This is a genomic window from Dongia sp. (genome assembly GCF_041910485.1).
In the GTDB taxonomy this organism is placed as follows: domain Bacteria; phylum Pseudomonadota; class Alphaproteobacteria; order Dongiales; family Dongiaceae; genus Dongia.
Genome location: NZ_JAYRQR010000019.1, coordinates 22738 through 46108 on the forward strand (window position 1 = coordinate 22738; position 23371 = coordinate 46108).

Annotated in this window: 22 protein-coding genes; 4 read left to right on the forward strand and 18 right to left on the reverse strand. The window is 63.5% G+C overall.

Annotated features, from left to right (window positions below; genetic code table 11):
* Nucleotides 1-63: 63 nt before the first annotated feature.
* The 9 genes from ACE3PP_RS06075 to ACE3PP_RS06115 form a co-directional block, all read right to left on the reverse strand.
* Entirely contained in the window at nucleotides 64-885 is an 822-nt protein-coding gene (locus tag ACE3PP_RS06075) for an aminotransferase class IV (RefSeq protein ID WP_374379193.1), read from the reverse strand.
* Nucleotides 882-2306: an aminodeoxychorismate synthase component I gene (pabB, locus tag ACE3PP_RS06080; protein WP_374379196.1), complete on the reverse strand. Its 1425-nt coding sequence runs from the start codon at nucleotides 2304-2306 to the stop codon at nucleotides 882-884. Before pabB ends, ACE3PP_RS06075 begins: the two co-directional genes overlap by 4 nt.
* 98 nt (nucleotides 2307-2404) lie before the next feature.
* Nucleotides 2405-3217, reverse strand: coding sequence for an alpha/beta fold hydrolase (locus tag ACE3PP_RS06085; RefSeq protein WP_374379199.1), 813 nt, complete (start codon nucleotides 3215-3217; stop codon nucleotides 2405-2407).
* A 129-nt stretch (nucleotides 3218-3346) separates the two neighbouring features.
* On the reverse strand, nucleotides 3347-3721 hold the full coding sequence (locus tag ACE3PP_RS06090; protein WP_374379201.1) for a winged helix-turn-helix domain-containing protein: 375 nt from the start codon (nucleotides 3719-3721) through the stop codon (nucleotides 3347-3349).
* Nucleotides 3718-4857 carry a C45 family autoproteolytic acyltransferase/hydolase gene (locus ACE3PP_RS06095; RefSeq protein WP_374379204.1) on the reverse strand — a complete coding sequence of 380 codons (1140 nt, stop codon included), beginning with the start codon at nucleotides 4855-4857 and terminating at the stop codon, nucleotides 3718-3720. The genes ACE3PP_RS06090 and ACE3PP_RS06095 overlap by 4 nt, the downstream gene beginning before the upstream one ends.
* A gap of 80 nt (nucleotides 4858-4937) precedes the next feature.
* The gene (locus tag ACE3PP_RS06100) at nucleotides 4938-5639 is read right to left on the reverse strand and encodes a gamma-glutamylcyclotransferase (RefSeq protein ID WP_374379206.1); all 702 of its coding nucleotides are present in this window, start codon (nucleotides 5637-5639) and stop codon (nucleotides 4938-4940) included.
* A 134-nt stretch (nucleotides 5640-5773) separates the two neighbouring features.
* On the reverse strand, nucleotides 5774-6736 hold the full coding sequence (locus ACE3PP_RS06105; protein ID WP_374379209.1) for a 3-keto-5-aminohexanoate cleavage protein: 963 nt from the start codon (nucleotides 6734-6736) through the stop codon (nucleotides 5774-5776).
* 41 nt (nucleotides 6737-6777) lie between these two features.
* A complete protein-coding gene (locus tag ACE3PP_RS06110) occupies nucleotides 6778-7455 on the reverse strand; it encodes a GntR family transcriptional regulator (RefSeq protein WP_374379212.1) in 678 nt (225 codons plus the stop codon).
* 48 nt (nucleotides 7456-7503) lie between these two features.
* A complete protein-coding gene (locus tag ACE3PP_RS06115) occupies nucleotides 7504-8829 on the reverse strand; it encodes an aspartate aminotransferase family protein (protein ID WP_374379213.1) in 1326 nt (441 codons plus the stop codon).
* A 166-nt stretch (nucleotides 8830-8995) separates the two neighbouring features.
* Here ACE3PP_RS06115 and ACE3PP_RS06120 point away from each other — a divergent pair, with 166 nt between their 5' ends.
* The 4 genes from ACE3PP_RS06120 to ACE3PP_RS06135 are packed head-to-tail and all read left to right on the forward strand — an operon-like array spanning nucleotide 8996 to nucleotide 13166.
* Nucleotides 8996-10048 (forward strand): ABC transporter substrate-binding protein, encoded by a 1053-nt coding sequence (locus ACE3PP_RS06120; RefSeq protein ID WP_374379216.1) that lies wholly within the window; start codon nucleotides 8996-8998, stop codon nucleotides 10046-10048.
* Nucleotides 10049-10063: 15 nt separating this feature from the next.
* Nucleotides 10064-11329 carry an ABC transporter permease gene (locus tag ACE3PP_RS06125; protein ID WP_374379219.1) on the forward strand — a complete coding sequence of 422 codons (1266 nt, stop codon included), beginning with the start codon at nucleotides 10064-10066 and terminating at the stop codon, nucleotides 11327-11329.
* Complete coding sequence (locus ACE3PP_RS06130; RefSeq protein WP_374379222.1) at nucleotides 11326-12138, forward strand: ABC transporter permease; 813 nt, start codon at nucleotides 11326-11328, stop codon at nucleotides 12136-12138. The genes ACE3PP_RS06125 and ACE3PP_RS06130 overlap by 4 nt, the downstream gene beginning before the upstream one ends.
* A complete protein-coding gene (locus ACE3PP_RS06135; RefSeq protein WP_374379225.1) occupies nucleotides 12135-13166 on the forward strand; it encodes a C45 family autoproteolytic acyltransferase/hydolase in 1032 nt (343 codons plus the stop codon). Before ACE3PP_RS06130 ends, ACE3PP_RS06135 begins: the two co-directional genes overlap by 4 nt.
* Here ACE3PP_RS06135 and ACE3PP_RS06140 read toward each other — a convergent pair.
* From ACE3PP_RS06140 to ACE3PP_RS06180, 9 genes are all read right to left on the reverse strand, one after another.
* Nucleotides 13153-13983: an energy transducer TonB gene (locus tag ACE3PP_RS06140; RefSeq protein ID WP_374379228.1), complete on the reverse strand. Its 831-nt coding sequence runs from the start codon at nucleotides 13981-13983 to the stop codon at nucleotides 13153-13155. The two genes, ACE3PP_RS06135 and ACE3PP_RS06140, sit on opposite strands and share 14 nt — an antisense overlap.
* Nucleotides 13984-13998: 15 nt before the next feature.
* Nucleotides 13999-14436: a TonB system transport protein ExbD gene (exbD, locus tag ACE3PP_RS06145; protein WP_374379231.1), complete on the reverse strand. Its 438-nt coding sequence runs from the start codon at nucleotides 14434-14436 to the stop codon at nucleotides 13999-14001.
* A 9-nt stretch (nucleotides 14437-14445) separates the two neighbouring features.
* A complete protein-coding gene (gene exbB, locus ACE3PP_RS06150; RefSeq protein ID WP_374379233.1) occupies nucleotides 14446-15393 on the reverse strand; it encodes a tonB-system energizer ExbB in 948 nt (315 codons plus the stop codon).
* A gap of 95 nt (nucleotides 15394-15488) precedes the next feature.
* A complete protein-coding gene (locus ACE3PP_RS06155) occupies nucleotides 15489-16745 on the reverse strand; it encodes a PepSY-associated TM helix domain-containing protein (protein WP_374379236.1) in 1257 nt (418 codons plus the stop codon).
* A 16-nt stretch (nucleotides 16746-16761) separates the two neighbouring features.
* Nucleotides 16762-17442 (reverse strand): Fe2+-dependent dioxygenase, encoded by a 681-nt coding sequence (locus tag ACE3PP_RS06160; RefSeq protein ID WP_374379239.1) that lies wholly within the window; start codon nucleotides 17440-17442, stop codon nucleotides 16762-16764.
* Nucleotides 17443-17521: 79 nt separating this feature from the next.
* A complete protein-coding gene (locus tag ACE3PP_RS06165; RefSeq protein WP_374379242.1) occupies nucleotides 17522-20065 on the reverse strand; it encodes a TonB-dependent siderophore receptor in 2544 nt (847 codons plus the stop codon).
* A 35-nt stretch (nucleotides 20066-20100) separates the two neighbouring features.
* Nucleotides 20101-20694, reverse strand: coding sequence for an RNA polymerase sigma factor (locus ACE3PP_RS06170; RefSeq protein WP_374379245.1), 594 nt, complete (start codon nucleotides 20692-20694; stop codon nucleotides 20101-20103).
* Nucleotides 20695-20794: 100 nt separating this feature from the next.
* Entirely contained in the window at nucleotides 20795-22240 is a 1446-nt protein-coding gene (locus ACE3PP_RS06175) for an efflux transporter outer membrane subunit (RefSeq protein ID WP_374379248.1), read from the reverse strand.
* Nucleotides 22241-22249: 9 nt separating this feature from the next.
* Nucleotides 22250-23371, reverse strand: a 1122-nt coding sequence (locus tag ACE3PP_RS06180) for an ABC transporter permease (RefSeq protein WP_374379250.1), incomplete at its 5' end; no start/stop codon positions are given.

Sequence of the window (23371 nt, forward strand, 5' to 3'; positions counted from 1 at the left end):
GCCAGTGGCAAATTCCAATTCTAATGATCGACTGGGTCGATTAGTGGCGCGAGATCGATTAATCTAGTCGATCAGTAGAGCGCCGATCTGATCGATGATCTGGGGGTCAAGGCGCATCTCCGCCCCGTCCAGACGGGCGATCGGCACGCATCCGAGCAGGGAGTTGGAAATAAAGAGGGCGGAAACGGTGTCCAAATCGGCCCTTTCCAGGGTGCTTTCGGAGACGTCCAAACCCGCTTTTTTGCCGTTTTTGAGGATCCGGGCCCGGGTAATGCCGTCGAGGACCCCATCCACCAGCGGCGGTGTCACCCACTTCTCCCCGATGAGCGCGAAGAGGTTGCCGCGGGCGAAGCCGGCCACCCGGTCGCGGTTGTTGAGCATCAGGGCTTCATGGGCACCAGCTGCCTGCGCCTGCTGCTGCGCCAACACATTATCCAGATAGTTCAATGACTTGATGCGCGAGAGCGGCGAGCCTTCATTGCGCCGGATCGGCACCGTCGCGGCATCGAGATGGGTTGGGACCGGTGGGAAGGCGCCCGCCGTGATGACGATATTGGGCCTTGGGTCGAGCGGCATCAGCAGCCCGCGCGAGCCAACACCGCGTGAGACGGTCACCCGCAAGGCTGCGCGCCCGCTTGAAAACCCATTCGCCTCAAGCACTTGGCCGATAGCTGTCGCAATCTCGGTGGCCTCGACGGGAAGCGGCAATTCCAGCACCATCGCCCCATGTGCGAGGCGCTCCAAATGCTGCGGCAGATCAATGGGATGCCCATCGAGTGCGACCAGAGTCTCGAAGAGCCCATCACCCAGCGTGAAACCGCGATCCCGCGGATCGATCCGGGCCTGATCGGCAGGGAGCAGCGCGCCGTTCATCCAGAGCATCATGCCGCCGACCCCCCGACCTCTTCCTTCACCGCCCCACCCGAAGCAAGGGTCTCGATCAAGGCCTTCGCCTTGGTGAGGCTTTCCTCAAGTTCCAGCGCGGGGTCGCTGTCGGCGACGATGCCGCCGCCGACCTGGAAGGTGAGGTCATCGCCCTTCACACAGTAAGTGCGGATGACGATGTTGGTATCGAGACTGCCATCGAAGCCGAGATAGCCGATGGCGCCGCAATAGGGACCGCGCGCGGTGGGTTCGAGTTCGGCGATGATCTCCATCGCGCGAATCTTCGGGGCACCCGTGACGGACCCACCGGGGAAAGTCGCGCGCAACAGGTCGACCGCATTCCGATCCTGCAACATCTCGCCCGTCACAACCGAGACCAGATGATGGACGGTGGCGTAGCTCTCCAGCCCCCAGAGCACCGGCACTTTCACGGAGCCCGGGTGGCAGACACGGCTGATATCGTTGCGCAGGAGATCGACGATCATCAAATTCTCGGCGCGGTCCTTTTCACTGGCGCGCAGTTCCACGGCCAAAGCGGCATCTTCGGCACTGGTGCGACCGCGCGGGCGCGTGCCCTTGATCGGCCGCGTCTCGACCTTGCCGTCGCGCAAGCTGAGGAAACGCTCGGGCGATGAGGAAAGGATAGCGGTATCGCCATGCTCGAGAAACGCCGCGAATGTCGCAGGATTGCGACGGCGCAAGGATTGATAGAGATCGAAACGATCGATGCCGGCATGCAGCCGCGCGCGGAAACGCTGCGTGATGTTGGCCTGATAGATGTCGCCGGCCTCGATATACTCGATCGTGCGGCGAACCATGCTTTTGTAATCATCGCCGGCAAGATCGGGCCTGGCGGCGATCGCCCAATGCGACTGAATCGACGGCGTGGACGAGGAAGCGAAGAGTGCCAGCGCCCAATCGATCCGCGCCCGCGCCCGTGCCGCGCGGGCCGCACCTTCGGCCGGCAGGCCGCTGGAGATGAGCCAGCCTTTCCCGGCCACATGGTCGATGGCGACGACAAGATCATAGGCACCCAGAATGAGATCCGGGATCGGCTGATCATCGAGGCGGTGGCGCGGCAGCTTTTCCAGATGATGGCGCAGCCCATAGCCGAAGGAACCGGCAAGCCCACCCTGGAATGGCGGCAGGCCCGTCAAATTCTGCTGTGCATAGCGCGCCATGAGGTCGGCAAGGAGATCGAAGGGATCGCCCGTGACCTCGCGCCCGTCCAGCGCAAGCGCCGTGCCGTTGGCAACCAGACGGTGGAACGGATCCGCCATGACGAACGAATAGCGGCCGAGCTCCCGATGCGACAAAGCGCTGTCGAGGAAACACAGCCCGCCCGCCGGCCGCAGCGCCGCCGCCCAGCGCAAGGCATCGAGCGCGTCGGTCGGCAGTTCATGAACGAGAATTCCAGTCATGGGCGGAACTTAGCATGGCTGCCCGGCCCGGAGCATCCATAAGCGTCAGTGAATTTCCTGATTCGGCCCTGCGGTTTATTCCATGTGATTTGACGTTTTTACGGTACGGGCGCCATGTCGAGATGCCGGCAGAGGGCCTCGCGCACCATCTCGTAGGAGGTCAGATGAGGCATGTGGCCGGTTGCCTCGATGATCTCCAGCCGGCTGCCGCGGATATGGTCGCGCAGAAACATGGCGACCGGCAGCGGCACGGCAGGGTCGATCTGCGTCTGCAGGATCACGGTCGGCACACTGACGCTGGCCATCGCATCGCGATAGTCGCAATAGAGGATCATCTGCGCGGTCGCCAACGTCACATCCTTGCGCATGGCCAGAAGGCAATCCAGGAAACTGCTGGTTGCATCATCGCCCATCGGCCGATCCACGGCATAGGGCGCATAGCCTTCGGCCCAGCTGCGATAATCCATGTCCACGGCGATGAGTAGGTTGCGCAAATCGTCATCACTGAAGCCGCCGTGATATCCCTCGCGATTGAGATAGCAGGGCGATGCGGCGATGGTGATGACCTGATCGAACCGGGCATGATGGCGGATCGAGGCGAGCAGCCCGATCATGCCGCTGACCGAGTGGCCGATGAACCGGCAGGATTTCACTGCCTGATGATCGAGGATCTGCATCAGATCCTCGATATAGCCGCCGATTTCGCGGTGTCGCGACATGTCGAAGAAGGACGGATCCGCACTGTAGGCACAGGCCAGGTCGTAAGTGATGACGCGGTATCTTTGCGCGAGCATGTCGACATAGCGGTCCCATACCGATTGGTTCCAGCCGAAGCCATGCGCGAGGACAAGGACATCGGGACCGTCCCCATACTGCCGCACATTGAGTGCACGCGCTGTTCGTGCCGGCATGTCGACCTCGTTTCCCGGTCAAGTCTCCCGCCGGTTGCAAGCTTAGACCTGGGTCGACGGGAAATTCACCCGGAAAATTCGCTCCGAAAAATGCACGGGAAAAAATCGCGCGACCGCAGGCTGCAATACCTATTTCTGGCGCTGGTTGCGGCGGATGAGGTTGCGCAGGGCCTGCATGTCGGCGGCGATGGCCTGGCGGCAGACCGCTTCCATGTTGCGATAGCGCGTCAGCACTTCGGCGCCGGTTGCGGTGAGCGAGGCACCACCACCCTTGGCGCCGCCGGTCTGGGCTTCGACCACGGGCGCCCCCAGATGCTGGTTGAGTTCGTCGATGAGGAGCCAGGCGCGGCGATAGCTCATGCCGAGCTTGCGGCCCGCCGCTGAGATCGATCCGGTGTCGCGGACGGCTTCGAGAAGATCGGCCTTGCCCGGACCGATGGCGACTTCGGGTTCGATCACCACGCGCAGGCGTGGGCCTGTCGGTGCCGGCTTACGCTCGCTCATTCTGCGGCCCGCGCCAGGGTCACCGGCGCGTCCTTGAGGCTGTAGCGGGTGAAGTCGCGGCAATGAGCAGGCAGCGGTGCCACGTCCATGCTGCCGGCGACCGGATCCATGATGATCATTGCCACGGTGGCGGAAAGATCGCCAGCCGAGTTGGGCAGGACCGGGCGGCAGACGGCAAAGGGGGTGGCGAAATCGTCGAAGAAAGCGGCCTTGAGATCGTCCGGTGAGATCTTGCCGCCACCCAGCAACTGGGCCACGCGCTTGTCGCGATAGAAGCTGTCGCCGAGCAACCCGACATCCTTCAGCTTGGCAAGCGCCACGGGGCTCAGCCAATGATTGGCATGCACGATGAGCCCGTTGTCAGGATAGAGCGGGAAGACTTCATCCGGCGCGCATTCGAAATCGATGCCCCACCCTTCCGCCGTGCTGACCATCATGTTGTTGGAACAGGCCTTGGGCGTCGCCGCCACAATGCGCAGCGCCATCGCGTAATGGCGCTGCTCCAGCACCTTGCGGCGGATGAGGACGAGCGGAATGCCGGATTGCTTGTAGTCGCGCTCCGATTCCAGATAGTTCGCGGTGATGGCGATGCCAGCCGCATTCATGCCGCAGCGCGCGAGGCCACCCGCTTCGACGAAGGTCATGAAATCGGGGCCATCCTCGCGGCTCACCCGCAGGACGATGGCGGTCTCGGCGCATTCGGCGCGCCAGTCCCAATTCTGGCCGTGGATAAGACGCCCGGTGGCGCTGCGTTCGGGCAGGATGATGGCACCGGTACAGCCGTCGACCGCGTCGTCCTCGGCCTCCGGGCGGTTCTTGAGGCGCCGCGCCTCGGCCACGATCTCGGTCCGAGCATTGACGAGAATGATGTCGTCGAGCGCCACGCCGGCACCATCGGCGATCCCACGCATCTCGTCGAGATAATGTTGGCCGAAGGCCGAGATCTCGCGCGCGAATTGACCGATGAGACGCGCTTTTTCGTCGGCGGTGAGTCCCAGTTCATCGAGCGTTCCGGCATAGAGGCCGATGCTGCGCTTCACCCGGTCCGGCACGGCCTTGCCATATTGCTGGCCCCGCTCAAAGGGCGTGCCGCTGACGGCGACGAAGGGAAAGGGCTGCGGGACCGGCGCATTCATTGGGCTTCTCTCCAGAGTGTGCCCCTGAGTCTTAGCCAATGACGGCGACGGTTACAATGCGGGGCCGTGCGCGCGGACGATCATCCGGGACTTCGCGCCGCGATTTCCTCGGCCACCAGCTCCTGGAGACGCCACAGATTGCGATCGTGGATCCCGTGTTCGGAGAGGATGCGGACCGTGTTGTAGAGATAGGCGGCGCCGGAGCCGATATGCCCGCAGGCGCGGGCCAGCAGATAGGCCGTTTCTTCCAGTGTCGGGTGTTGCGGGAAATGGAAGTACTTCGGCTGCGCCCAGAAGGTGAGTGCCCGCACCGTTTCCGTCCCGCTGCGCACCGAGACCCAGCGCGTATAGGTGAGGTCGTCCGGGCCGTCGATCTCGCGCTTCAGGGCCAGAGTCAGTTCGTCGACCAGCCCTCTATCGGGGAGCCGCAGCAACATGCCGGCACATGAACCACCGGGCTCCAAGGCCAGCATGAGGCCCGGCTGCTCGGGTGTTCCCCGCCAGCGCGTGAGCTTCATGGAAAAGCGCCGGTGCCAGCCCAAGGCCGTACCGTGCCGTTCCTCAGCCACGGTGAAGGCCGGTTTCCAGATGAGCGAGCCATAGGCGAAGATCCAGAGCGGCCCGGACCCGGCTTGCGCCGCGAGATCGGCCGCCGCCCGGGCGTAATCGGTGTCGCTGAAATAGACGAAATTCTCGCGCGGGCCGGGTTCGGGCACGAAGCGCTCGCAGCACGCGACCATGTCGGCGGTCAGCGCCATGTGGCGATCATTGCGTGGCGGCATGGGCGGTCGTTCCGGCTGCTTTCTGTGAGGCACAGCTAACAACATGAACGCCGCCCGCGCAATTTGCGGATTTTCAACAGCAGGGGCGATGAATTTTCACAGCTGCCGGTCAATGTTCCTAAAAACCAACGTTTCTAGAACGCGACCTGATCGCCACCCTTCAGTTTCAGCATCAACCGCGCCTCGGCCGGGGTCGCCACCTCGAGCGAGAGGTTTTCGAGGATTGCCCGGATCTTGCGGACCTGGTCGGCATTGCTCTTGGCCAGTTCCCCCGGCCCCAGATAGATGCTGTCTTCCAGCCCCACGCGGACGTTGGCACCCATCGTGGCGCCCATCGTGGCAAGGCCCATCTGGTGCTTGCCGGCCGCGAGGATCGACCATTGATAGTCCGACCCGAACAAGCGGTCAGCCGTGCGGCGCATATGGGCGAGGTCCTCCGGGTGCGGACCGATGCCACCCAGCACGCCGAAGATGGTTTGCACGAAGAGCGGTGGCGTCAACAGCTTGCGGTCGAGGAAATGCGCCAGCGTGTAGAGATGCCCCACATCGTAGCATTCGCATTCGAAACGCGTGCCGCAGCCTTCGCCGAGTTCCCTGATGACGCGCTCGATCTGGGCGAAGGTGTTGCTGACGATGTTGTCGTATGTCTTCTCGACATAGGGTTTTTCCCAATCGTGCTTCCACTGGGTGATCTTGTCCGCGGCATGGAAGATGCCGAAATTCATCGACCCCATGTTGAGCGAGCAGAGTTCCGGCTTGGCCCGCAAGGGGGCCGCCAGCCGATCGTCCATCGACATGCCGAGCGATCCGCCGGTCGTGATGTTGATGACGGCATCGCAATTCTGCTTGATGCGCGGGAGGAACTGCATGAAGACGTCCGGATTGGGGGTCGGCCGACCATCCTTCGGATCGCGGGCGTGGAGATGGATGACGGAGGCACCCGCCTCGGCCGCGGCGATCGATTCGCGCGCGATCTCGTCCGGCGTGATCGGGAGGTAGGGCGTCATTGTCGGCGTATGCACCGAACCGGTAACGGCACAGGTGATGATGACCTTACGGCTCTTGCTTGATTTCTTACTTGTTTCCACGTTCGACATGCCCCTGATCCTCGTTGGTTTCGGTCCCGGTCTTCAATTTTTCATTGCGGCAGCAGCCGGAGAATGACGTCGGCCGCTTCGGAAATATCCTTCTGCACCGCATCGCGCGCGGTGGCGCCGTCGCCGCGGCGCAAGGCGGCGATCATGGCTTCGTGATGATCCATGCCAAGCCCGATGGCAGCGTCGGTCCGCATCATGGAAAGGCAGGGACCAGCCTGCATCCACAGGCTTTCGATGATCGGCAGCAGCAGCGTCGAGCGCGCGGCACGATAAATGGTGAAATGGAAGTCGAGATTGAGGTCCAGATAGCCTTCCGGCGCGCTCTTCTGCGCCAGGTCGTTCATTTGCGCCTGCGTCGCCTCAAGATGCTTCAACTCGCTCTTGGTGATGGTCAGCGCGGCCCAATCCGCCGCCTTGCCCTCGATCTCGCAGCGGATGCGGCGCAGATCCATCAGGCGCGCTGCGGTCATTTCCGGCACGGCGACGCCGCGATTGGGCGTGTTCTCCAGCGCCTGCTCCGCCACCAGCCGGCGCAGGGCTTCCCGAATAGGCATCGGACTGGTGCCGAAATATTTGGCGAGCTTGGCGACCACCAGCCGTTCGCCCGGCACGTAATGGGCCGACATGATGGCGCTCTTCAGCCGCCCATAGATCTCTTCATGAGTGGACCCGTGCGGAACATCCTTGCGCGCCGGCCGCAGGGTGGCCTTGGCACGCAAGCTGGATGTCTTCGCGGGTCCCTGCTTTCGGGGCATGATCAAAGCAACTTAGCGCCGGATCGGCAGAATAGTGCGGTGTTCGGCGAGGAAATCATCAAAAATACCTGTAAACCGATCGATGTCGCCGCGCGTGAACGGCAGCGACAGTGCCATCATACCACGCGGGGTCACATATTGCCCGCGCAACAGCATCTCCATCTGCCACAGATGCAGGTAACGCGGGTCGGCAGCATCGACATCGTGCGGCGAGGATACCTCACCGTCGATGAAATGCAGGTTCATCAGCGAACCGACACCCGTCACCGTGCCGGCGACGCCACGTTGGCGCAACAGATCGTTCATCGTCCCGCGCAGCTGGTCGCCGAGTTCATTCATTTGCGTGAGTGCCGATTCGGTCAAGACCTGGGTAAAGCCGGTAAATCCCGCCGCCATGCTGAAGATGTTGTTGTTAAAGGTGCCGCCATGACCGAAGGCGTTGGGCGACGATGGGTCGAAGCGATCGAGAATGTCCGCCCGGCCGCCGAAGGCGCCGAAGGAGCAGCCGCCGCCGATATATTTCCCCAGGGACACCAGGTCCGGCTTCAGCCCGACCTTGCCGTGATAACCCCGATAAGAAAGGCGCGAGGTCATTACTTCATCGAGAATGAGGAGGATGCCAGCCTTGGCCGTCTCCTCGCGCAGCATGGCGAGGAATTCCGGACGGGCCGGAATGCAGCCGCCCCCGCCCATCATCGGCTCCAGGATCACGGCGGCGAGCTCGCGCGCATGCTGCCGGATGAGCGCAACGGTACCGGCCACATCGTTGTAATGACCGAGGACGAAAGGATAGGGCGCATTGAGCGGCGATCCACCATGCGCGAAAGTGAGGATGCCGCCGTGATAGCCGCCCTCGAAAGCGAGGATGCCGGGGCGCCCGGTGACGGCGCGCGCGGTGGACAGCGCCATCAGATTGGCTTCGGTTCCCGAATTGCAGAAGCGCACGCGCTCGATCGCCGGAAAGCGCGCCACGATCGCCTCGCCAAGGCGCGCCTCGTATGGATTGGGGGCGCCGAGCACCCAGCCTGAATCGGCCACCTTGCGGATGGCGTCGGCAATCAAGCTATTGCGGTGGCCGTAAAGGCCGGCCGTGTATTCGCTGACAAAATCGACATAGGTGTGGCCGTCGAGATCGGTGAGGCGGTTCCCCTCGCCGCCCGTCATCGCCAGCGGAAAGGGCTCGTAATAGAGCACGGCGCGCGTATTGCCGCCGGGCAGCGACTGCTTGGCCGCCTGATGCCGGGCAAGGCTTGCCGGATTGGCGGCGGTGAAGCGCTGGCGCGAGTCCGCGATGGCGGTGTCGAGCTCGATGTTGGCGCCGAGGGAAGCAGCAATCATCTCTCACCTATTTGATCAAACATTCACATGCGCATCTGCCGGCTGCACCACAATCTTGTCCAAGCGCGCAGATATTGCCAATGCAGCGGGCATTGACAGAGCGATATCACCGCCATAGCATTTGATCAAATCAATAATCAAAACACTCAAACAGCAGGAGGCTATCATGACAGAGAAGGCAATCTGGGCAGCGGCCGCAATCGTCGCCGTCGTGGCCGCCGGCACCGGCACGGCGGCTGCTGAAGAGAGTTTCACCGCCGTCGGCTGGGGCGGTTCCTGGAACGAGGCCTATGACAAAGGCGTGTTCCAGCCCTTCACCAAGGAATCCGGCATCAAGGTGGTGCTGGACGAATGGGAAGGCGAGATCGCCAAGCTGCGCGCACAGATCGAAAGCAATTCCATCGTCTATGATCTGGTCAGCACCGAGGCGCCGGGGCTCGAGGTCGGTTGCGCCGAAGGGCTTTTCGAAAAGCTGCCCGAAGCCATCTATGCGCAGAAGGACGAGTATCTTCCCGGCACCATCCACCCGTGCGGCATCGCCTCGGATACCTGGGCGACGGTCATGGTCTATGACGGGAACAAGATCAAGGACGGACCGAAGAGCTGGGCCGAGTTCTGGGACGTGGAGAAGTTCCCCGGCAAGCGCGGCCTCCTCGGGCAGGCACAATACACGCTGGAGAATGCGATGATGGCGGCAGGCGTGGCGCCGGCCGATGTCTATACCGAGCTCAAGAAGCCGGGTGGCGTCGACAAGGCCTTCGCCATGCTGGACAAGATCAAGCCGAATGTCGTCTGGTGGACCAGTTCGACCAAGGCACTGCAAAATCTGTCGGCGGGCGAGGTGGTGATGACCGACCTCTACAATGCCCGGGTCACATCCGAAAATGAGAAGAACAAGACCAACTTCGTTATCGCCTGGGATGCCGGTTTCTTCTACGGCACCGACATGTGGGCCCTGGTGAAGGGTGCCCCGCACGCGGCCGAGGCCACGAAATTCCTGGAGTTCTTTGCCAAGCCGGAAAATCAGGCGGGCTTTCCGCGCTATTACGCCTATGGCGTCGGACACAAGAAAGCGGCCGAATTTCTGACTGAGGCCGAGCAGCAGCGGTTGCCGACATCGGCCGCAAACCTCCCGCATGGAGCGGTCTACGACACCGAGTTCTGGGCAGAGAACAAGGAAGCGCTCGAGCAGCGTTTCCAAGCCTGGCTCGCGCAGTAAACCGTTCGTCGATCATTGTCGGACTATTCAACTTCCCTGAAGAGCCTGGGGCGGGCGCCGCGGTTACGGCGCCCGCTTCTCTCTCGGCTGCTCGGCAGCGCCGATGCACGGCTCTTCATCCTGGTGCTGCCGCTCCTGGTTTTCGTTCTCGTCACCGTGGTCCTGCCCGTGGGACAGTTTCTCGCGCGGGCCATCGATAATTCGGCGATCGCCAAGAACCTGCCGTTGACAGCGGCAAGCCTCGCGGAATGGCAGCCGGGCGCAACACTCCCCGATGGCCCGGCCTTTGCCGCTTTCGCCGCCGACACGCGCGCCGCAGCCGAGCGGCAGACCTTGGGGCAGCTGGCTCAAAGCCTCAACCAGCAACTGACCGGCAGCCGCAATCTCATCATCAAGAGCGGCACGGTAACGCCGATGATGGCTGCCGACATGCCGCCGGAGGTCGTCAAGACGACGCTGCTCGCGAAACTCCCCGGCCTTGCCGACCCGCGCTTGTGGTCGCTGTTCAAGACCGGCCATTCCCAATTCACCGATTTCTATCTGCTGCAATCGCTCGATCTCGAACGCGACGGCGCGGGCGCGATCGTCTCGGTCACGGCGGACCGCGCCATCTTTCGTGCCGCCATCTGGCGCACGATCATCATCAGCCTGAACGTCACGCTGCTCTGTGCCCTTCTCGCCTTGCCGGTCGCGCATGTGCTGGCGGCAGCGAAGCCGCCCTATGCCGGCATCCTGCTGGCGCTGGTTCTTTTTCCACTGTGGACATCGCTGCTGGTGCGCACCGTCTCGTGGATCATCATTCTGCAGGGTGAGGGCCCGGTGAATACGGCGCTGCAGTTCCTCCATGTCATCGACCAGCCGCTGCACCTCGTCTATACGCGCGGCAGCCTCTATATCGCCATGGTCCAGGTTCTGCTGCCGCTGATGATCCTCTCCATCCTCGCTGTGGTGGTGAAGCTGCCCAAGGAGTTGGTGCGCGCGGCCGGTTCGCTCGGTGCCAATTGGTGGCAGACTTACTGGCGCATCCAGCTGCCGCTCATCGCCCCCGGCATCGTCACCGGGGCCGGCATCGTGTTCGTCTTCGCGCTCGGCTACTACATCACGCCGGCATTGATCGGCGGGCCGCAGGATCAGATGCTCAGTTCCTATGTGGCCTCCTTCACCAACAAGACGTTGAACTGGGGCCTCGCCGCGGCGCTCGCGGTGCAGCTCCTCCTCATTCTCGGCGTTGCGATGCTTGCCTGGGTCGCGTTCCAGAGAGTCGGCCGGAGGAAGGCGTGATACATTTCTGGCCGCGTCTGCGCGCACAATTGGCGGCGATCCACACCGGATTGGTGCTTCTGTTCATCCTGGCGCCGATCGCCATCATGGTGCCGATCTCGCTCACCAGCGGCTCGTTGCTGACGCTGCCGGTGCCGGGTTGGTCGGGGCAATGGTATGAGACCGTGTTCACCGATCCGCGCTGGACCGGGGCTTTTCTCAACTCCCTCATCATCGGCGCCGCCTCGACATTGATCGCCACGCTTCTCGGCACGCTGGCGGCGATCGGCCTCACTTGGGGACGGTTCCCCGGCAAGCAGCTGATGCTCGCGCTCATTTCCGTGCCGCTGGTGCTGCCGATTGTCATCATGGGTGTTGCCTGCTTCAGCTTCTACGCGACGATGGGATTGATCGGTTCGCGCCTGGCGCTCATCCTCGCTCATGCGGGGCTGGCGGCACCGGTCGTGGTGACAACGGTGATGGCAAACCTGAAGAGCTTCGATCGCGGGCTGATGCGCGCCGCCGCCTCGATGGGGGCCGGGCCGATCTATGCCTTCCGCCGCATCCTGGTGCCGCTGGTGGCGCCCGGCATCTGCACCGGCGCGCTGGTCGCTTTCCTCATCTCCTTCGACGAGGTGGTGATCGCGAGCTTTCTCACGACCGCCGAGCAGCGCACTTTGCCGCGCCAGATCTTCAGCGGCGTCCGTGAATCGATCAGCCCCGCGATCGCGGCCGCAGCGGTCGTTCTGATCCTCATTTCGGCGCTGGTCCTCGCCCTCACCGCCGAAATGCAACGACGCGCGCGCAACCTCCGAATGACAACCCGATGAAAGCAGATTGCCCCATTCTCGACCTGCGCGGCAGCGCCAGAGCGCGCGGACAAGCGCATGGAGAGACCGCACGCGCCCTCATCGCGCGTCATATCGATCTTTGGCGCAGCGAGACGGAGAAACAGACCAAATTGCCCTATCGCGAGGCACAGCGGCGCCTGTTGGGCGAGACGCAACTTGCCGCCGCTATCCGTCGCTGGACGCCGCATCTATGGGAGGAACTCTGCGGGATCGCCGAGGGTGCTGCGCAAGATTTCGACGACGTCTTCGCGTTGAATCTCACCGACGAGCAATGGTGGTTCTTCGCCGAGAAGCAGGCCGAAGCCTGCACCAGCTTCGCTTTCCGCGACGACAAGGGTGCCGTCTGGTCCGGACAGAATCTGGATATCACCGGCTGGATGGACGGGCTGCAAGTGATTTTGCGCTACGAACAGACAGAGGCGAAGGGCGGATCGGCATTGGTGGCGACGCTCGCCGGGACCATCGGCATGACCGGCATCAACGACCAGGGCCTTTCCATCTGCTGCAACACGTTGTTGCAGTTGCCACACCGCAATGATGGCCTGCCGGCGCTCTGCGTCATTCGCGGCTTTCTCGACGAACCGGACCTCGCCCGGGGCAAGGGATTCCTGCGCCGCATCGCGCATGCCTCCGGTCTGCATTACCTGGTCGCCGACCCGGGCGGTTGGCTCGGGCTCGAATGCGACGCGGATGGCGTGCGCCGTATTGAGAGTTCCGCCACCAGCTACTGCCACACCAACCATCCCAAGCGCGCCCCGCAGCTTGCTTCACCCTCATCGGCAGACAGGTTGAAGGCGATGGAGACGGCGTTGGCCGAAGGAGAGGCGTTGGCCGCTTTGTCATCCCGCCCGATTTGCCGCGACGGCACATCTCCCACCGATCCGATCGGCTTCACCATCTTTTCCGCACAATGGCGAAACGCGCCAAACCCAAGTGCCCGCATCGCCGCCGGACCACCGAGTGAGGCGAGCTATCGCGACATCGCGCCAACGTTCACTTCAGACTGAAATTGAGCGCGATGGTGCGCTGCAGGCGAGAGCCTTCGATTTCCGGCGGGAGGGGTGGCAGGGGCGAGGCGCGCTGGAAGGTGGCGATCGCTTCATCATCCAACACGTCGACGCCCGAGGATCGGGTGACGCGTACCTCGATCACCTCGCCCGAGCGGTCGAAGACGAAGTTCACGACCGGCGAGCCTTCCTGATGCTTGCGCCGGGCGGATTTGGGATAGCGGCGGTACTTTTCGATATGCTTGCGGAAGGCAAGCTCCCAGCGGTTCGTGGCTTCGCTTACGCGCGCGACATCATCGGGTGTGGGGCCCGCTGCCACGGGTGCGGCGGCCGTCACCGGCTGGGGTGCTGATTCGACCTGCGTGGTTGAGGGCGCATCGCTCGCCGTTTTGAATTCCTGCGGGGGAACCGGCGCTTCGACCGGTTTCTCGATCTTCTTCTTTTTCTTTTTTTCCTGCTTCTTCTTTTTCTTCACCGGCTTCGGCTTCTCCGGCACGGCGACAGCCACTTTCACCTCGGGCGGTGCCGGCGGAATGATGTCGAGCTCCGTGATGGGCGGCGGCGGATCGATGACCGGTTCGATCTCCGGCATGTCTTCGACGCGCGGCGGGGGTGGTGGTGCCACGGGGGCCGGGGCCAGTTCAAAGGCGATGATCGTGGCCGGCGGCAGGATCATCTCGGTCGGTGGCCGATGCCAATAAAGGATCCCGGCCGCTGCCGCCCCGACATGGAGGCCGGCCATCAGCATGCCGGCCAGCGCCCAGCGGGGTGCCTCGCGACCGGGTGCCGGGGAAAGCGATTGGACGGCGAGCGACATCGATATTCCCCCCGCTTAGGGTGCCGGCGTTGCCGCCGGCGCCTGTTCGAGGCCGACCAGGGCGATCTTCAGATAGCCCACTTCGCGCAGCATGTTCATGACGACCATGATCTCGCCATAGGCCACCTCCTCATCGGCGCGGAGGAAGATGCGCGTCTCCTTGTCGCCTTTGGTGATCGCTTCGAGGGCATCGGCGAAGGTTTCGCGCGGCACTTTGTTGTTGCCGAGGCTCAAGCCCAATTGCTGATCGATGGTGAGGAAGAGCGGCTTGTCGGGGCGCGGCGCGGGCGTTGCGGTCGAGGCAGGCAGATCGACCTGGACATCGACGGTCGAAAGCGGTGCCGCCACCATGAAGATGATGAGAAGCACCAGGATGACGTCGATGAACGGCGTCACGTTGATGTCGTGATTGACGTCGAGATCGTCGTCGCCGTGGCTGAGCTTGACCGCCATCGCCCGCCCCTATTCCGCCGCGTCGCGATAGGCGGCTGGTTGGCCCGCCCGCGCGCGGTCGAGATCGCGGCTCACCAGGCGCAGCAGTTCGGCCGAAATATCGGCAAGGAGCGCACGGTAGCCCGAGATCGAGCGCGAGAATTTGTTGTAGATGACCACCGCCGGGATGGCGGCGACGAGACCGATGGCGGTCGCGAGCAGCGCCTCGGCAATGCCGGGTGCCACCACGGCGAGGTTGGTGGTCTGCGCCTTCGAGATGCCGATGAAGGCATTCATGATGCCCCAGACCGTGCCGAAGAGGCCGACAAAGGGTGCCGTCGAACCGATGGTGGCAAGGATGCCGGTGCCGCGCGTCGCATAGCGCGCCGCTGCCGCCTCGATCCGCTCGAGGCGCGAGGCGATGCGTTCCTTGATGCCGTCGGCCGGGAGGTCGGCGGAGAGGTCAACCTCGCGGGCGGCGGCCGCCATCAATTCGGCGCCCGCATGCTGGGCGGCCGGGGCGTTACCCAGGGCGGACACCAATGACGGCGCCGCAGCAAGATGCGCGCGCAGATGCCGCGCCCGGCGCTTGGCCGCCATCAGTTCAAGGCTCGTCACCAGCCAGACGGTCCAGGTCACGATCGAGGCCAGGGCCAAACCGATCATGACCCCCTTCACGATCCAATCGGCCTGCATGAACATGCCCCAGGGCGACAGATCGTGAGGCAGGATCGCCGCGGCTTCCGCCGGCAGCGGTTGCCCGTCCGGCCCGAGGAGGATGGGCTCGCCGGCCTGATTCGGCGCGATCTCCGGCGCCGGAGTGGGCACGGCTGCCGCCGTGCCGTCGGCTTGGACCGTCGGCGCTGGGCTGGCCGCCTCCAAGGGAGCCGCTGGCTGAGGCGGCGCCACTTCCTGCGCAGTGGCAGGAAGCGCCGCAAGACTAAGGCCACAGGCGATGAGAAGGCAGGTGATTTTCATATTTTTCAGCACGTTACGTTGCCGGCGCCCAGCTCGGCACCGCTGCTGGGATTTTATGACCGACATGCGAATGATTTTCAATATCATTTAATACCTTACTCCGCCGGCTGGCGGACGGGCATCGCCGCGCGCTTCCGGCGCTGACGCTTCATCCACCACATGGTGATGCCCGTGATCGAGAAGAGCAGCGGCAACAGGCCGGAGAGAAAGACCAGGAACTGCCACACCGGGCCCCAGCCGAAACCGTAATGGAGCGGGCGCTGGTAGAAGGCGAACGTATCGCCGGCCGAAAGTTCGTGCGGATCGCGCACTTCGATCACTTGGCCCGCCCAGGGGTCGACGAAGACAACGATGTTAAAGAGGGCGGAATCCTGCTCGGCCCGCGCATAGCTCAGGCGATAGGGCTGGTCCGGCCGCTGCGGCAGGAAAAAGCTTTGCAGCGTGAGATCCGCCGGCACGGCGGCATCGGCGAGGCCTGTGGCCGCCGTGAGGTCGAGGGGCGTCGCACCGGGCAGCGGTTTCACCGTCACGGCATTGGGCCGCAGATCACGCACTGGCGAAACCAGCCCCACCACCGCGTTGATCGGTTGCGGATAGACGATGTAAAGGCCCGTGAAACTGACGATCACGAAGACGGCCAATCCCCAGAAGCCGAACGTGTTGTGGAGATCGCGGTTGAAGCGCAGCGTCGTCGCGCCGCGCTTGATGGTGAGCTGCTGGCGCCACTGACCCGGACGCGGCCACCAGATGATGAGACCGCTTACGCCCAGGAACAGCATCACCACGCCGAGCCAGCCGACGATGTCGCGCCCGAGGCCCGGGATCATCAATGAGCCGTGCAATTGATGCATGACGCCGAAAAAGCCACCTCCACCGCCGCCGCGATTGCCGCCCTTCTGTACCTCGAGCACGACAAGGCTCACCGGATCGATCTTCACCTGGCCGCCACCCATCATCATGGCCGGTCCCTGATTTGGGGCACCCTGGCTTTGTCCACCCTGATTCTGACCACCCTGATTCTGGCCACCTTGATTCTGGCCACCCTGGTTGGTATTGGCGCGGGCGAAGCGGATGGTAGCTGGTTCATTGCCGCCAGCCGGCAACGTCACCGCCGATGGGCGCACGCCTTCGCCCATCGCAGCGCTCGCTGCGGCAATGAGATCGCCGATCGGTGCCGGTGACCCTTGTGCCAGCGAATAGCGCGGCTCCGCGCTGCCGAACCAGTCCGCGAAATCGTCGTGATAGACCAGGAGAGAACCGGTCAACCCCAGGATCACCAGCGGCAGGAACAGGATCAGGGCCAGCCACAGATGGATTTCCTGCAGCAATTGGCGAAAGCTCATGCGTTTCATGTCGGCGCGTCCCCGGTTAGATCTCGGCCCAGCGGCGGAGGAGGTTGTGATAGATGCCCGTCAGGGGCACGACCGAGGCATGCTCGGGATGATCGGCGCCAAGGCCCTGGATAGCGCGGTCGAGATCGAACAGGAGCGTGCGCTGCGCGTCCTCGCGCACCATGCTCTGCAGCCAGAAGAAGGAGGCATAGCGATAGCCGCGCGTCACATTCGTCACGGCATGAAGGCTGGTCGAGGGATAGAGCACCATGTCGCCCGCCGCGAGCTTCACCCGGTGCGTGCCATATGTATCGTCGATGGCGAGCTCGCCACCGTCATATTCCTCGGGCCCACTGAAAAAGAGCGTGCAGGAGAGATCGGTGCGGATGCGCGTCTCCGCCTCAAGCCCCTGCCGGATCGCATTGTCGACATGGGCGCCGAACCCGTCGCCGGGACCATAGCGATTGAAGAGCGGCGGGAAGACGCGCGACGGCAGAGCCGCGGAGACGAACATCGGGTTGGCTTCAAGCGCGGTCAGGATGAGATCGCCGAGCTCGGTAGCCACCTCGCCTTCTTCCGGCAATTGCGTGTTGCGCTTGACCTTGGCCGAGCCCTGACCCGCCGTGACGCGACCATCGACCCAGTCGGCCGCTTCGAGTCTTTGGCGGCAATGGGCCACCTCGGCCGGTGTCAGGACATTCGGTATTCTCACAAGCATTTTGTCTTCTTCCCTAAACTGGCTTAACCCCGGCCGATTGCTCGGCCGGGGCATTGCTCGACAGTCGATTTTTCGGCGCTCAGAACTTCAGGCTGGTGGTGAAGAGAGCTGTGCGCCCAGCGCCCGGCGTTACGAAGCCGCCGCCGACTTGGTCCACGTAGAATTCATTCGTCAGGTTGTAGAGGTTGAACTGGAACTGGACGTTCTCGGTCAGGCGGTATTGGGCCATCAGGTCGAACAGCCAGTAACTGTCGATGTTCTTCTCGTCGGCATTGCCAAAGGCATATTTGCGGGTACCCATGTAGGTGACGCCGCCGCCGACGGTGACATCGCGGTCCCACCAAGGCAGATCGTATGTCGTCCACAACGAGAAGGCGTGAGCGGGCATGTTGCGGAAGACAGCGGCGTCGTTGGCGCTCGCCTCCTGCAGGATCTTGCCCTTCATGTAAGTGTAGCCGCCGGCGACGTTCCAGCCTTCCATCACCTCGCCGTTGACACCGAGCTCAACCCCGCGCACGCGCTGCTTGCCGGTGACGGCATAGTCCGGGTTGGTCGAATCGCCATTGTTGACGAGCTGACCATCCTTTTCGGTTTGGAAGATCGCTGCCGTGACCGAGAGTTTCTCGTTGAGCAGGTCCCATTTGGTCCCGAACTCGAAGGTTTCGGATTCCAAGGCCTTCGCCTGTTCGGTCGGGATGGTCGTCGAGACCGAGAGGTCGGCATCCTGCGGCGTGAACGAACTGCCATAGCCGAAATAGATGCTGCCATTCTCGACCGGCTTGAAGACAAGGCCGGCCTGCCAGCTCAGATACCCGCCCTTGTTGCTCCGATCGGGGCCAACGGTCTGCACCGTCCGCGCATCCAGCCATTCGTAGCGCAGGCCGCCATTCACCTCGAACATGTCGTCGAGGAAGCTGATCGTGTCGTAGCCGTAAACCGCCTTTGTGTCGCCCGTATAATAGGTGCTGGTCGTCGCCGACAGTTCATAGTCGACGATAAAGTCATTGTCCGGATCGGTGACGCTCACATTGGGCGCGGTCGAATACCAGACGCCGTCCTTGCCCAGCATACGGATCGCATAAGATTGGACGTGGCGCTTTTCGCGGCTGATGTCGAAACCGAGCAGCATCTCATGCGAGAATGGGCCGGTGTCGAAGTCGAGATCCGCCGTGGTCTGATTGTTGTAATATTCGTCTTCGTATTTGCGCGCGCCGTGATTGACGTTGACGAAAGGATAGTAGGTGGTCGTCCCCTGCTCGGCACGGACATGGCCGGCGATGCTGAAGACGTCGCTCCACTGCGCACGCGTCTGGTTGGTGAGCTTCAGCCAGTCTGTCGCCTCGTATTCCAGCTTGAGGCCCACGACGTCAACGTTGCTGTTTTCCTGAACGACATTTTTCTGGTGGTAGAAGTTGCTGCGATCGACATCGAGCACTTCGTTATGGAATGTGGGCAGACCGTAATCCGGTATGTTGTCGGATTCGGCATGCATGTAATTGAGTGTCGCCGTGAAGGGCTCGCCAAGACCCACGGCAATCGAAGGCGCAACACCCCAGCGCTCGCTGGTCGTGATGTCACGCTCCGCCACATCGGAATCATGCCACATGCCGTTGAGGCGCACGGCCGTGCCGGCCAGCCCCGAATATTCCTCGGGAATCTCCTGGTTGAGATCGACCGTGACGCGCTTGGTGTTGTCGGTGCCGAGCGTCCCGTCGAGATCGTAGAAAGTTTCCGCCTTGGGCGCCTTGGTAACGGAATTGATCGCACCGGAGGCCGAACCGCGACCGCCCACGGTCGAACTCGGCCCCTTGTTCACCTCGATCTGCTCGTAATTGAACGTGTCCTTGAAGCTGCCCACGGTCGCGTCGCGTACACCATCGACATAATTGTCGCTGCGGTTGCCGTCGAAGCCGCGGATGCGGAAATTGGTGCCGCGTGTGCCGCCTTCGCCCTGGTTCATGGTGACGCCCGGCACGGTGCGCAGCGCCTGCTTCATGTCGGTGATGCCGCGATCCTCGATCTGCTTTTCGGGAATGACGACCACGGTCTTGGGCGTGTCGAGCAGCGGCTGCGTGTTTTTGCTGGTACCGGCGCGTAGCGGCTTGTAGCCGTCGCTGAGCGGTTCCGCCTCGGCACGGTCTTCGATATCGATCGGCGCCAAATCCTGGGTGCCGCCGGCTGCAACCTTCTGCAGCGTCACCGCACTGTTGCCGGTCGGCACATAGCTGATGCCCGTATTCGCCAGCAGCGCGCGCAGCGCGTCGTCGGACGTCATGGAACCGGTGACAGGGGCCGACGTGACCCCCTCGAGCAGAGCCGCGTCGGCGATGACGGCGATACCGGTCTTGTCGGTAAAGGCGGCGAGCGCCTGGCCCAGCGGCTGCGCCGGGATATTGAAATCGGCAACAGTGCCGGCCTGGGCGATCTGGGTGGCGAATGTCTCCATGCGCAAGGCATCGCCGGCGGAAATTTCGGACAGGCGCCGCTGCCAGTTCTGGCCCGGCGTCGCTTCGTCCGCCTGGGCGACACCAGCCCCGGCGACGGCCCCGCCCACCAGCAACGCCACATTGAGATTGAACGCGCGCCGCCGCCTAGGCGCCGGCACCTTTGCCCCGTGATCCATGAAATCCGCCCCATCCACTTACTAGCAAACGCGAGTCATTCGCATTTGCAGACATTGGTAAGACGAATGGGATGAGGCTGACCATTACTGGGAATTTTACGCCTGTGCGGAATATTTTCCGAAAGGCCGACCGTGCGATGCTTGGCCAGGGCGCGGCGACATTGGGCGAGCCCCCTCATCATGTGAACGATGACTGTATTCTTCGATATTCCAAGAGCTTGTGCGATTTCTACATGGCTGAGCCCCTGCTCTTTGTGGAGCAGGAAGACCTGGCGCCCCCGCGGTGGCAAGCGGCTGATGGCGCCGAGCAGCACCTGCCATTCCTCACGGGAAAGCGCGCGCCGCTCGGCCGAAGGACCTGGATCCGGCATGGAAGCCAGGGTCAATTCGGCGCCTTCCCCCGTCACATGGCGGCGGCTTTGGCGCTGGTGGTCGGTGGCGAGATTGGCGGCGATGCGGAAGAGATAGGCCCGCGCGTCAGCCGAATCCGGGGCACCACCGGCGCGCATCAGCCGGTAGAACGCCTCCTGCGCCAGATCGGCGGCCGTGTCCGAACAGGCCAGCCGGCGCCGCAGAAACCTGCGCAAATCCTTGCTGTGGCGCCGAAAAAGCGCCTCGAAATCGTGCATTTGCAGCCCCTTGCCCCACCGCTTGGAGCAAATCCCGCCGCAAACTATCGATAATAAGAATTATTCTCAACAACTCTTTCGGCCGAACCTCACACGTGCTTCATACGGCATCGGCCGGTGTCGGCAGACGCCAGCCACCGCCCAGCGCCTTATATAGGGTGACAATTGCCTGCAGCTGCTGGAGCCGCAGCTGCCCCAGGCTGTCCTCGGCATCGAACAGGGTGCGCTGGGCATCGAGTAGGGTGACGAGATCGTCACTGCCGCCACGATAGCGGGTGCGCACGATGCGGAAGGCAATCTCGGCCTGGTCCACCTGGACCTTCTGCAGGGCGAACTGCCGGTCGAGGGCATGGATCGCCGCCAGCGCATTCTCGACCTCGGAAAAGGCCGTGATGATGACGCTGCGATAGTTGAGGATCAGTTCCTTGCGCTGAGCCTCGGCGAGATCCGCATCGGCGGCGAGCTTGCCGCCATCGAAGATCGTCTGCATGACGCTGCCGGCGACGCTGTAGGCGGCACCGGCCGGGCCGAACAGTGTCGAGAGCACGGCGGTCTCCAGACTGAGCGCCCCAGAGAGATTGACGCTGGGCAGCATCGCCGCCCGCGCCGCAACCACATTGGCGTCCGCCGCGACCAGATCCGCCTCGACCTTGGCGATGTCGGGGCGGCGGGTGAGCAGTTCCGACGGCAGGCCGGTCGCCAGCGGCGGCACCGCGACCTCATCCAGCGAGCGCGCTTTCACGGCGAGGTCCTCGGGATTGCGCCCCAGCAGCAAGGCGAGGGCATAGATATTCTCCCGCTCCTGCTGTTCCAGGGGGGCGAGGGCCGCTTCCTGGGCCGCCACCACGCCCTTCTGCTGGGCAAGGTCCGCCGGCGAGACGGCACCGAGCCGGGCCTTCGCCTCGACCACGCGCAGCACGTCGCGGGCATTGGCGAGATTGTTGTCGGCGATGGCGATGCGGTCGCGCAGCGACAGGATCTGCAGATAGGTGGTGGCGACCGACGTGGTGGCCGTCAGCGCCACCGTCTGTTGGTCGAAGCGCGAGGCCAGCAAGGATGCCTCGGCGGCATTGCGCTGCGAGCGGACCCGGCCCCAGAAATCCACCTCATAGGACGCGGTCAATGAGAGGCCGAAGGAATTGCTGTCGAGCGCCGGCGCGGTTGCGCCACCCCCGCCGCTGCTGTTTTCGGCCGCCACGGCGTCGGCATCGAGCGGACCCCGGCGCGAGGCATCGAAGCCGAGGCCGAGCTGCGGCCACAAGCCGGAGCTGGCCGATCGCTTTTGCGCCTCGGCCTGTTCGATGCGCGCCTCCGCCATCCCGATATCGAGATTGTCGGCCTTGGCAGCGGCGATGAGGCTGTCGAGTTCGGCGTTCTTGAAGCCGTGCCACCAATCGGCGGCCGGCCAGATGTCGGCAGTCGTGACACTGGGCTGCGGAGATACCCAGGTGGCAGGCGACACGATCTTGGGCTCGGTCGGCTCGGCGAGAAGATCGCAGCCGCTGAGGAGCGCGAGGAGCAGAAGCAGAAAGGGTGATGGGCGCATCGGATGATCTCAGTCGCTGGCCAAGGCGGCGACAGGGTTGAGGTGAGCGGCCTTCACCGCCGGCATCAGGCCGAAGATGAGGCCCACGGCGGCGGCACAGGTGAAAGCGAGGATGATGGTGGGAACGGAAAACTGGATGCTCATGCCGAAGGCACCGATGACGAGTGCCGAGACGATGCCGATGCCGACGCCGATGAGCCCGCCCAGCGCCGAGACGATCACCGCCTCGACCAGGAATTGCTGCAGGATGTTGCGCGTGCGGGCACCCGTCGCCATGCGGATGCCGATCTCGCGCGTGCGCTCGGTGACGCTGACCAACATGATGTTCATGACGCCGATCCCGCCCACCACCAGCGAGATGGCGGCAATGGAACCCAGCAGAATGGTCATGGTGCCGGCGGTCTGCGACGCCGCCTCGACGATCGCCGCCATGTTGCGGATCTGGAAATCTTCCAGCCGGTGGCGTTCGATGAGGAGCGCCGAGATCTTGGCCTGCACATCGTTCATCAGGGTCTCGTCGGCAACCGAGACGGTGATCGAGCGCAGATTGCGCTGCCCGAACAGGCGCAGGCTCGCCGTGCTCAAGGGCACGAAGGCGCTGTCGTCCATATCCTGGCCGAAAGAAGCGGCACCCTTTGGCCCCATCACACCGATCACCTCGAACGGCACGTTGCTGACGAGGATCACCTGCCCCACCGGATCGATTCCGGTCGGGAACAGGTTCTTCACCACCGTCTGGCCCAACACGATCACGGCGGAAATGCCGTCGGTATCGGCATCGGTGAAGAACGAACCCTGCGTCACGGCCCAGTCGCGGATGATCGGCAGCCCGTCGGTGGTACCGGTGACCTGGGTCTGATAGTCGGTATTGCCGAAACGCAGCGTGACGCTGCCATTCTGTTCCGGGACGGCCGCCCGCACATTGCCCAGACCCTCGATCGCCGCCGCATCCTCGGCTACCAGCGAGGTGATGCCGCCGGCCGATGGACCGCGCTGGTTGGGCATGCCGGGGCGGATGACCAGCAGATTGCTGCCCATCGCGTTGATGCGCGCCATGACGTCCTTGGTCGCCCCCTCGCCCACCGCCAGCATGGCGACGACGGAGCCGACGCCGATGACGATGCCGAGGAG

Excerpts from the sequence above, each read along its gene's own strand:
- ACE3PP_RS06075 (WP_374379193.1), bottom strand. The coding sequence starts at position 885 with ATGATGCTCTGGATGAACGGCGCGCTGCTCCCTGCCGATCAGGCCCGG.
- pabB (WP_374379196.1), bottom strand. The coding sequence starts at position 2,306 with ATGACTGGAATTCTCGTTCATGAACTGCCGACCGACGCGCTCGATGCC.
- ACE3PP_RS06085 (WP_374379199.1), bottom strand. The coding sequence starts at position 3,217 with ATGCCGGCACGAACAGCGCGTGCACTCAATGTGCGGCAGTATGGGGAC.
- ACE3PP_RS06090 (WP_374379201.1), bottom strand. The coding sequence starts at position 3,721 with ATGAGCGAGCGTAAGCCGGCACCGACAGGCCCACGCCTGCGCGTGGTG.
- ACE3PP_RS06095 (WP_374379204.1), bottom strand. The coding sequence starts at position 4,857 with ATGAATGCGCCGGTCCCGCAGCCCTTTCCCTTCGTCGCCGTCAGCGGC.
- ACE3PP_RS06100 (WP_374379206.1), bottom strand. The coding sequence starts at position 5,639 with ATGCCGCCACGCAATGATCGCCACATGGCGCTGACCGCCGACATGGTC.
- ACE3PP_RS06105 (WP_374379209.1), bottom strand. The coding sequence starts at position 6,736 with ATGTCGAACGTGGAAACAAGTAAGAAATCAAGCAAGAGCCGTAAGGTC.
- ACE3PP_RS06115 (WP_374379213.1), bottom strand. The coding sequence starts at position 8,829 with ATGATTGCTGCTTCCCTCGGCGCCAACATCGAGCTCGACACCGCCATC.
- ACE3PP_RS06120 (WP_374379216.1), top strand. The coding sequence starts at position 8,996 with ATGACAGAGAAGGCAATCTGGGCAGCGGCCGCAATCGTCGCCGTCGTG.
- ACE3PP_RS06135 (WP_374379225.1), top strand. The coding sequence starts at position 12,135 with ATGAAAGCAGATTGCCCCATTCTCGACCTGCGCGGCAGCGCCAGAGCG.
- ACE3PP_RS06140 (WP_374379228.1), bottom strand. The coding sequence starts at position 13,983 with ATGTCGCTCGCCGTCCAATCGCTTTCCCCGGCACCCGGTCGCGAGGCA.
- exbD (WP_374379231.1), bottom strand. The coding sequence starts at position 14,436 with ATGGCGGTCAAGCTCAGCCACGGCGACGACGATCTCGACGTCAATCAC.
- exbB (WP_374379233.1), bottom strand. The coding sequence starts at position 15,393 with ATGAAAATCACCTGCCTTCTCATCGCCTGTGGCCTTAGTCTTGCGGCG.
- ACE3PP_RS06155 (WP_374379236.1), bottom strand. The coding sequence starts at position 16,745 with ATGAAACGCATGAGCTTTCGCCAATTGCTGCAGGAAATCCATCTGTGG.
- ACE3PP_RS06160 (WP_374379239.1), bottom strand. The coding sequence starts at position 17,442 with ATGCTTGTGAGAATACCGAATGTCCTGACACCGGCCGAGGTGGCCCAT.
- ACE3PP_RS06165 (WP_374379242.1), bottom strand. The coding sequence starts at position 20,065 with ATGGATCACGGGGCAAAGGTGCCGGCGCCTAGGCGGCGGCGCGCGTTC.
- ACE3PP_RS06170 (WP_374379245.1), bottom strand. The coding sequence starts at position 20,694 with ATGCACGATTTCGAGGCGCTTTTTCGGCGCCACAGCAAGGATTTGCGC.
- ACE3PP_RS06175 (WP_374379248.1), bottom strand. The coding sequence starts at position 22,240 with ATGCGCCCATCACCCTTTCTGCTTCTGCTCCTCGCGCTCCTCAGCGGC.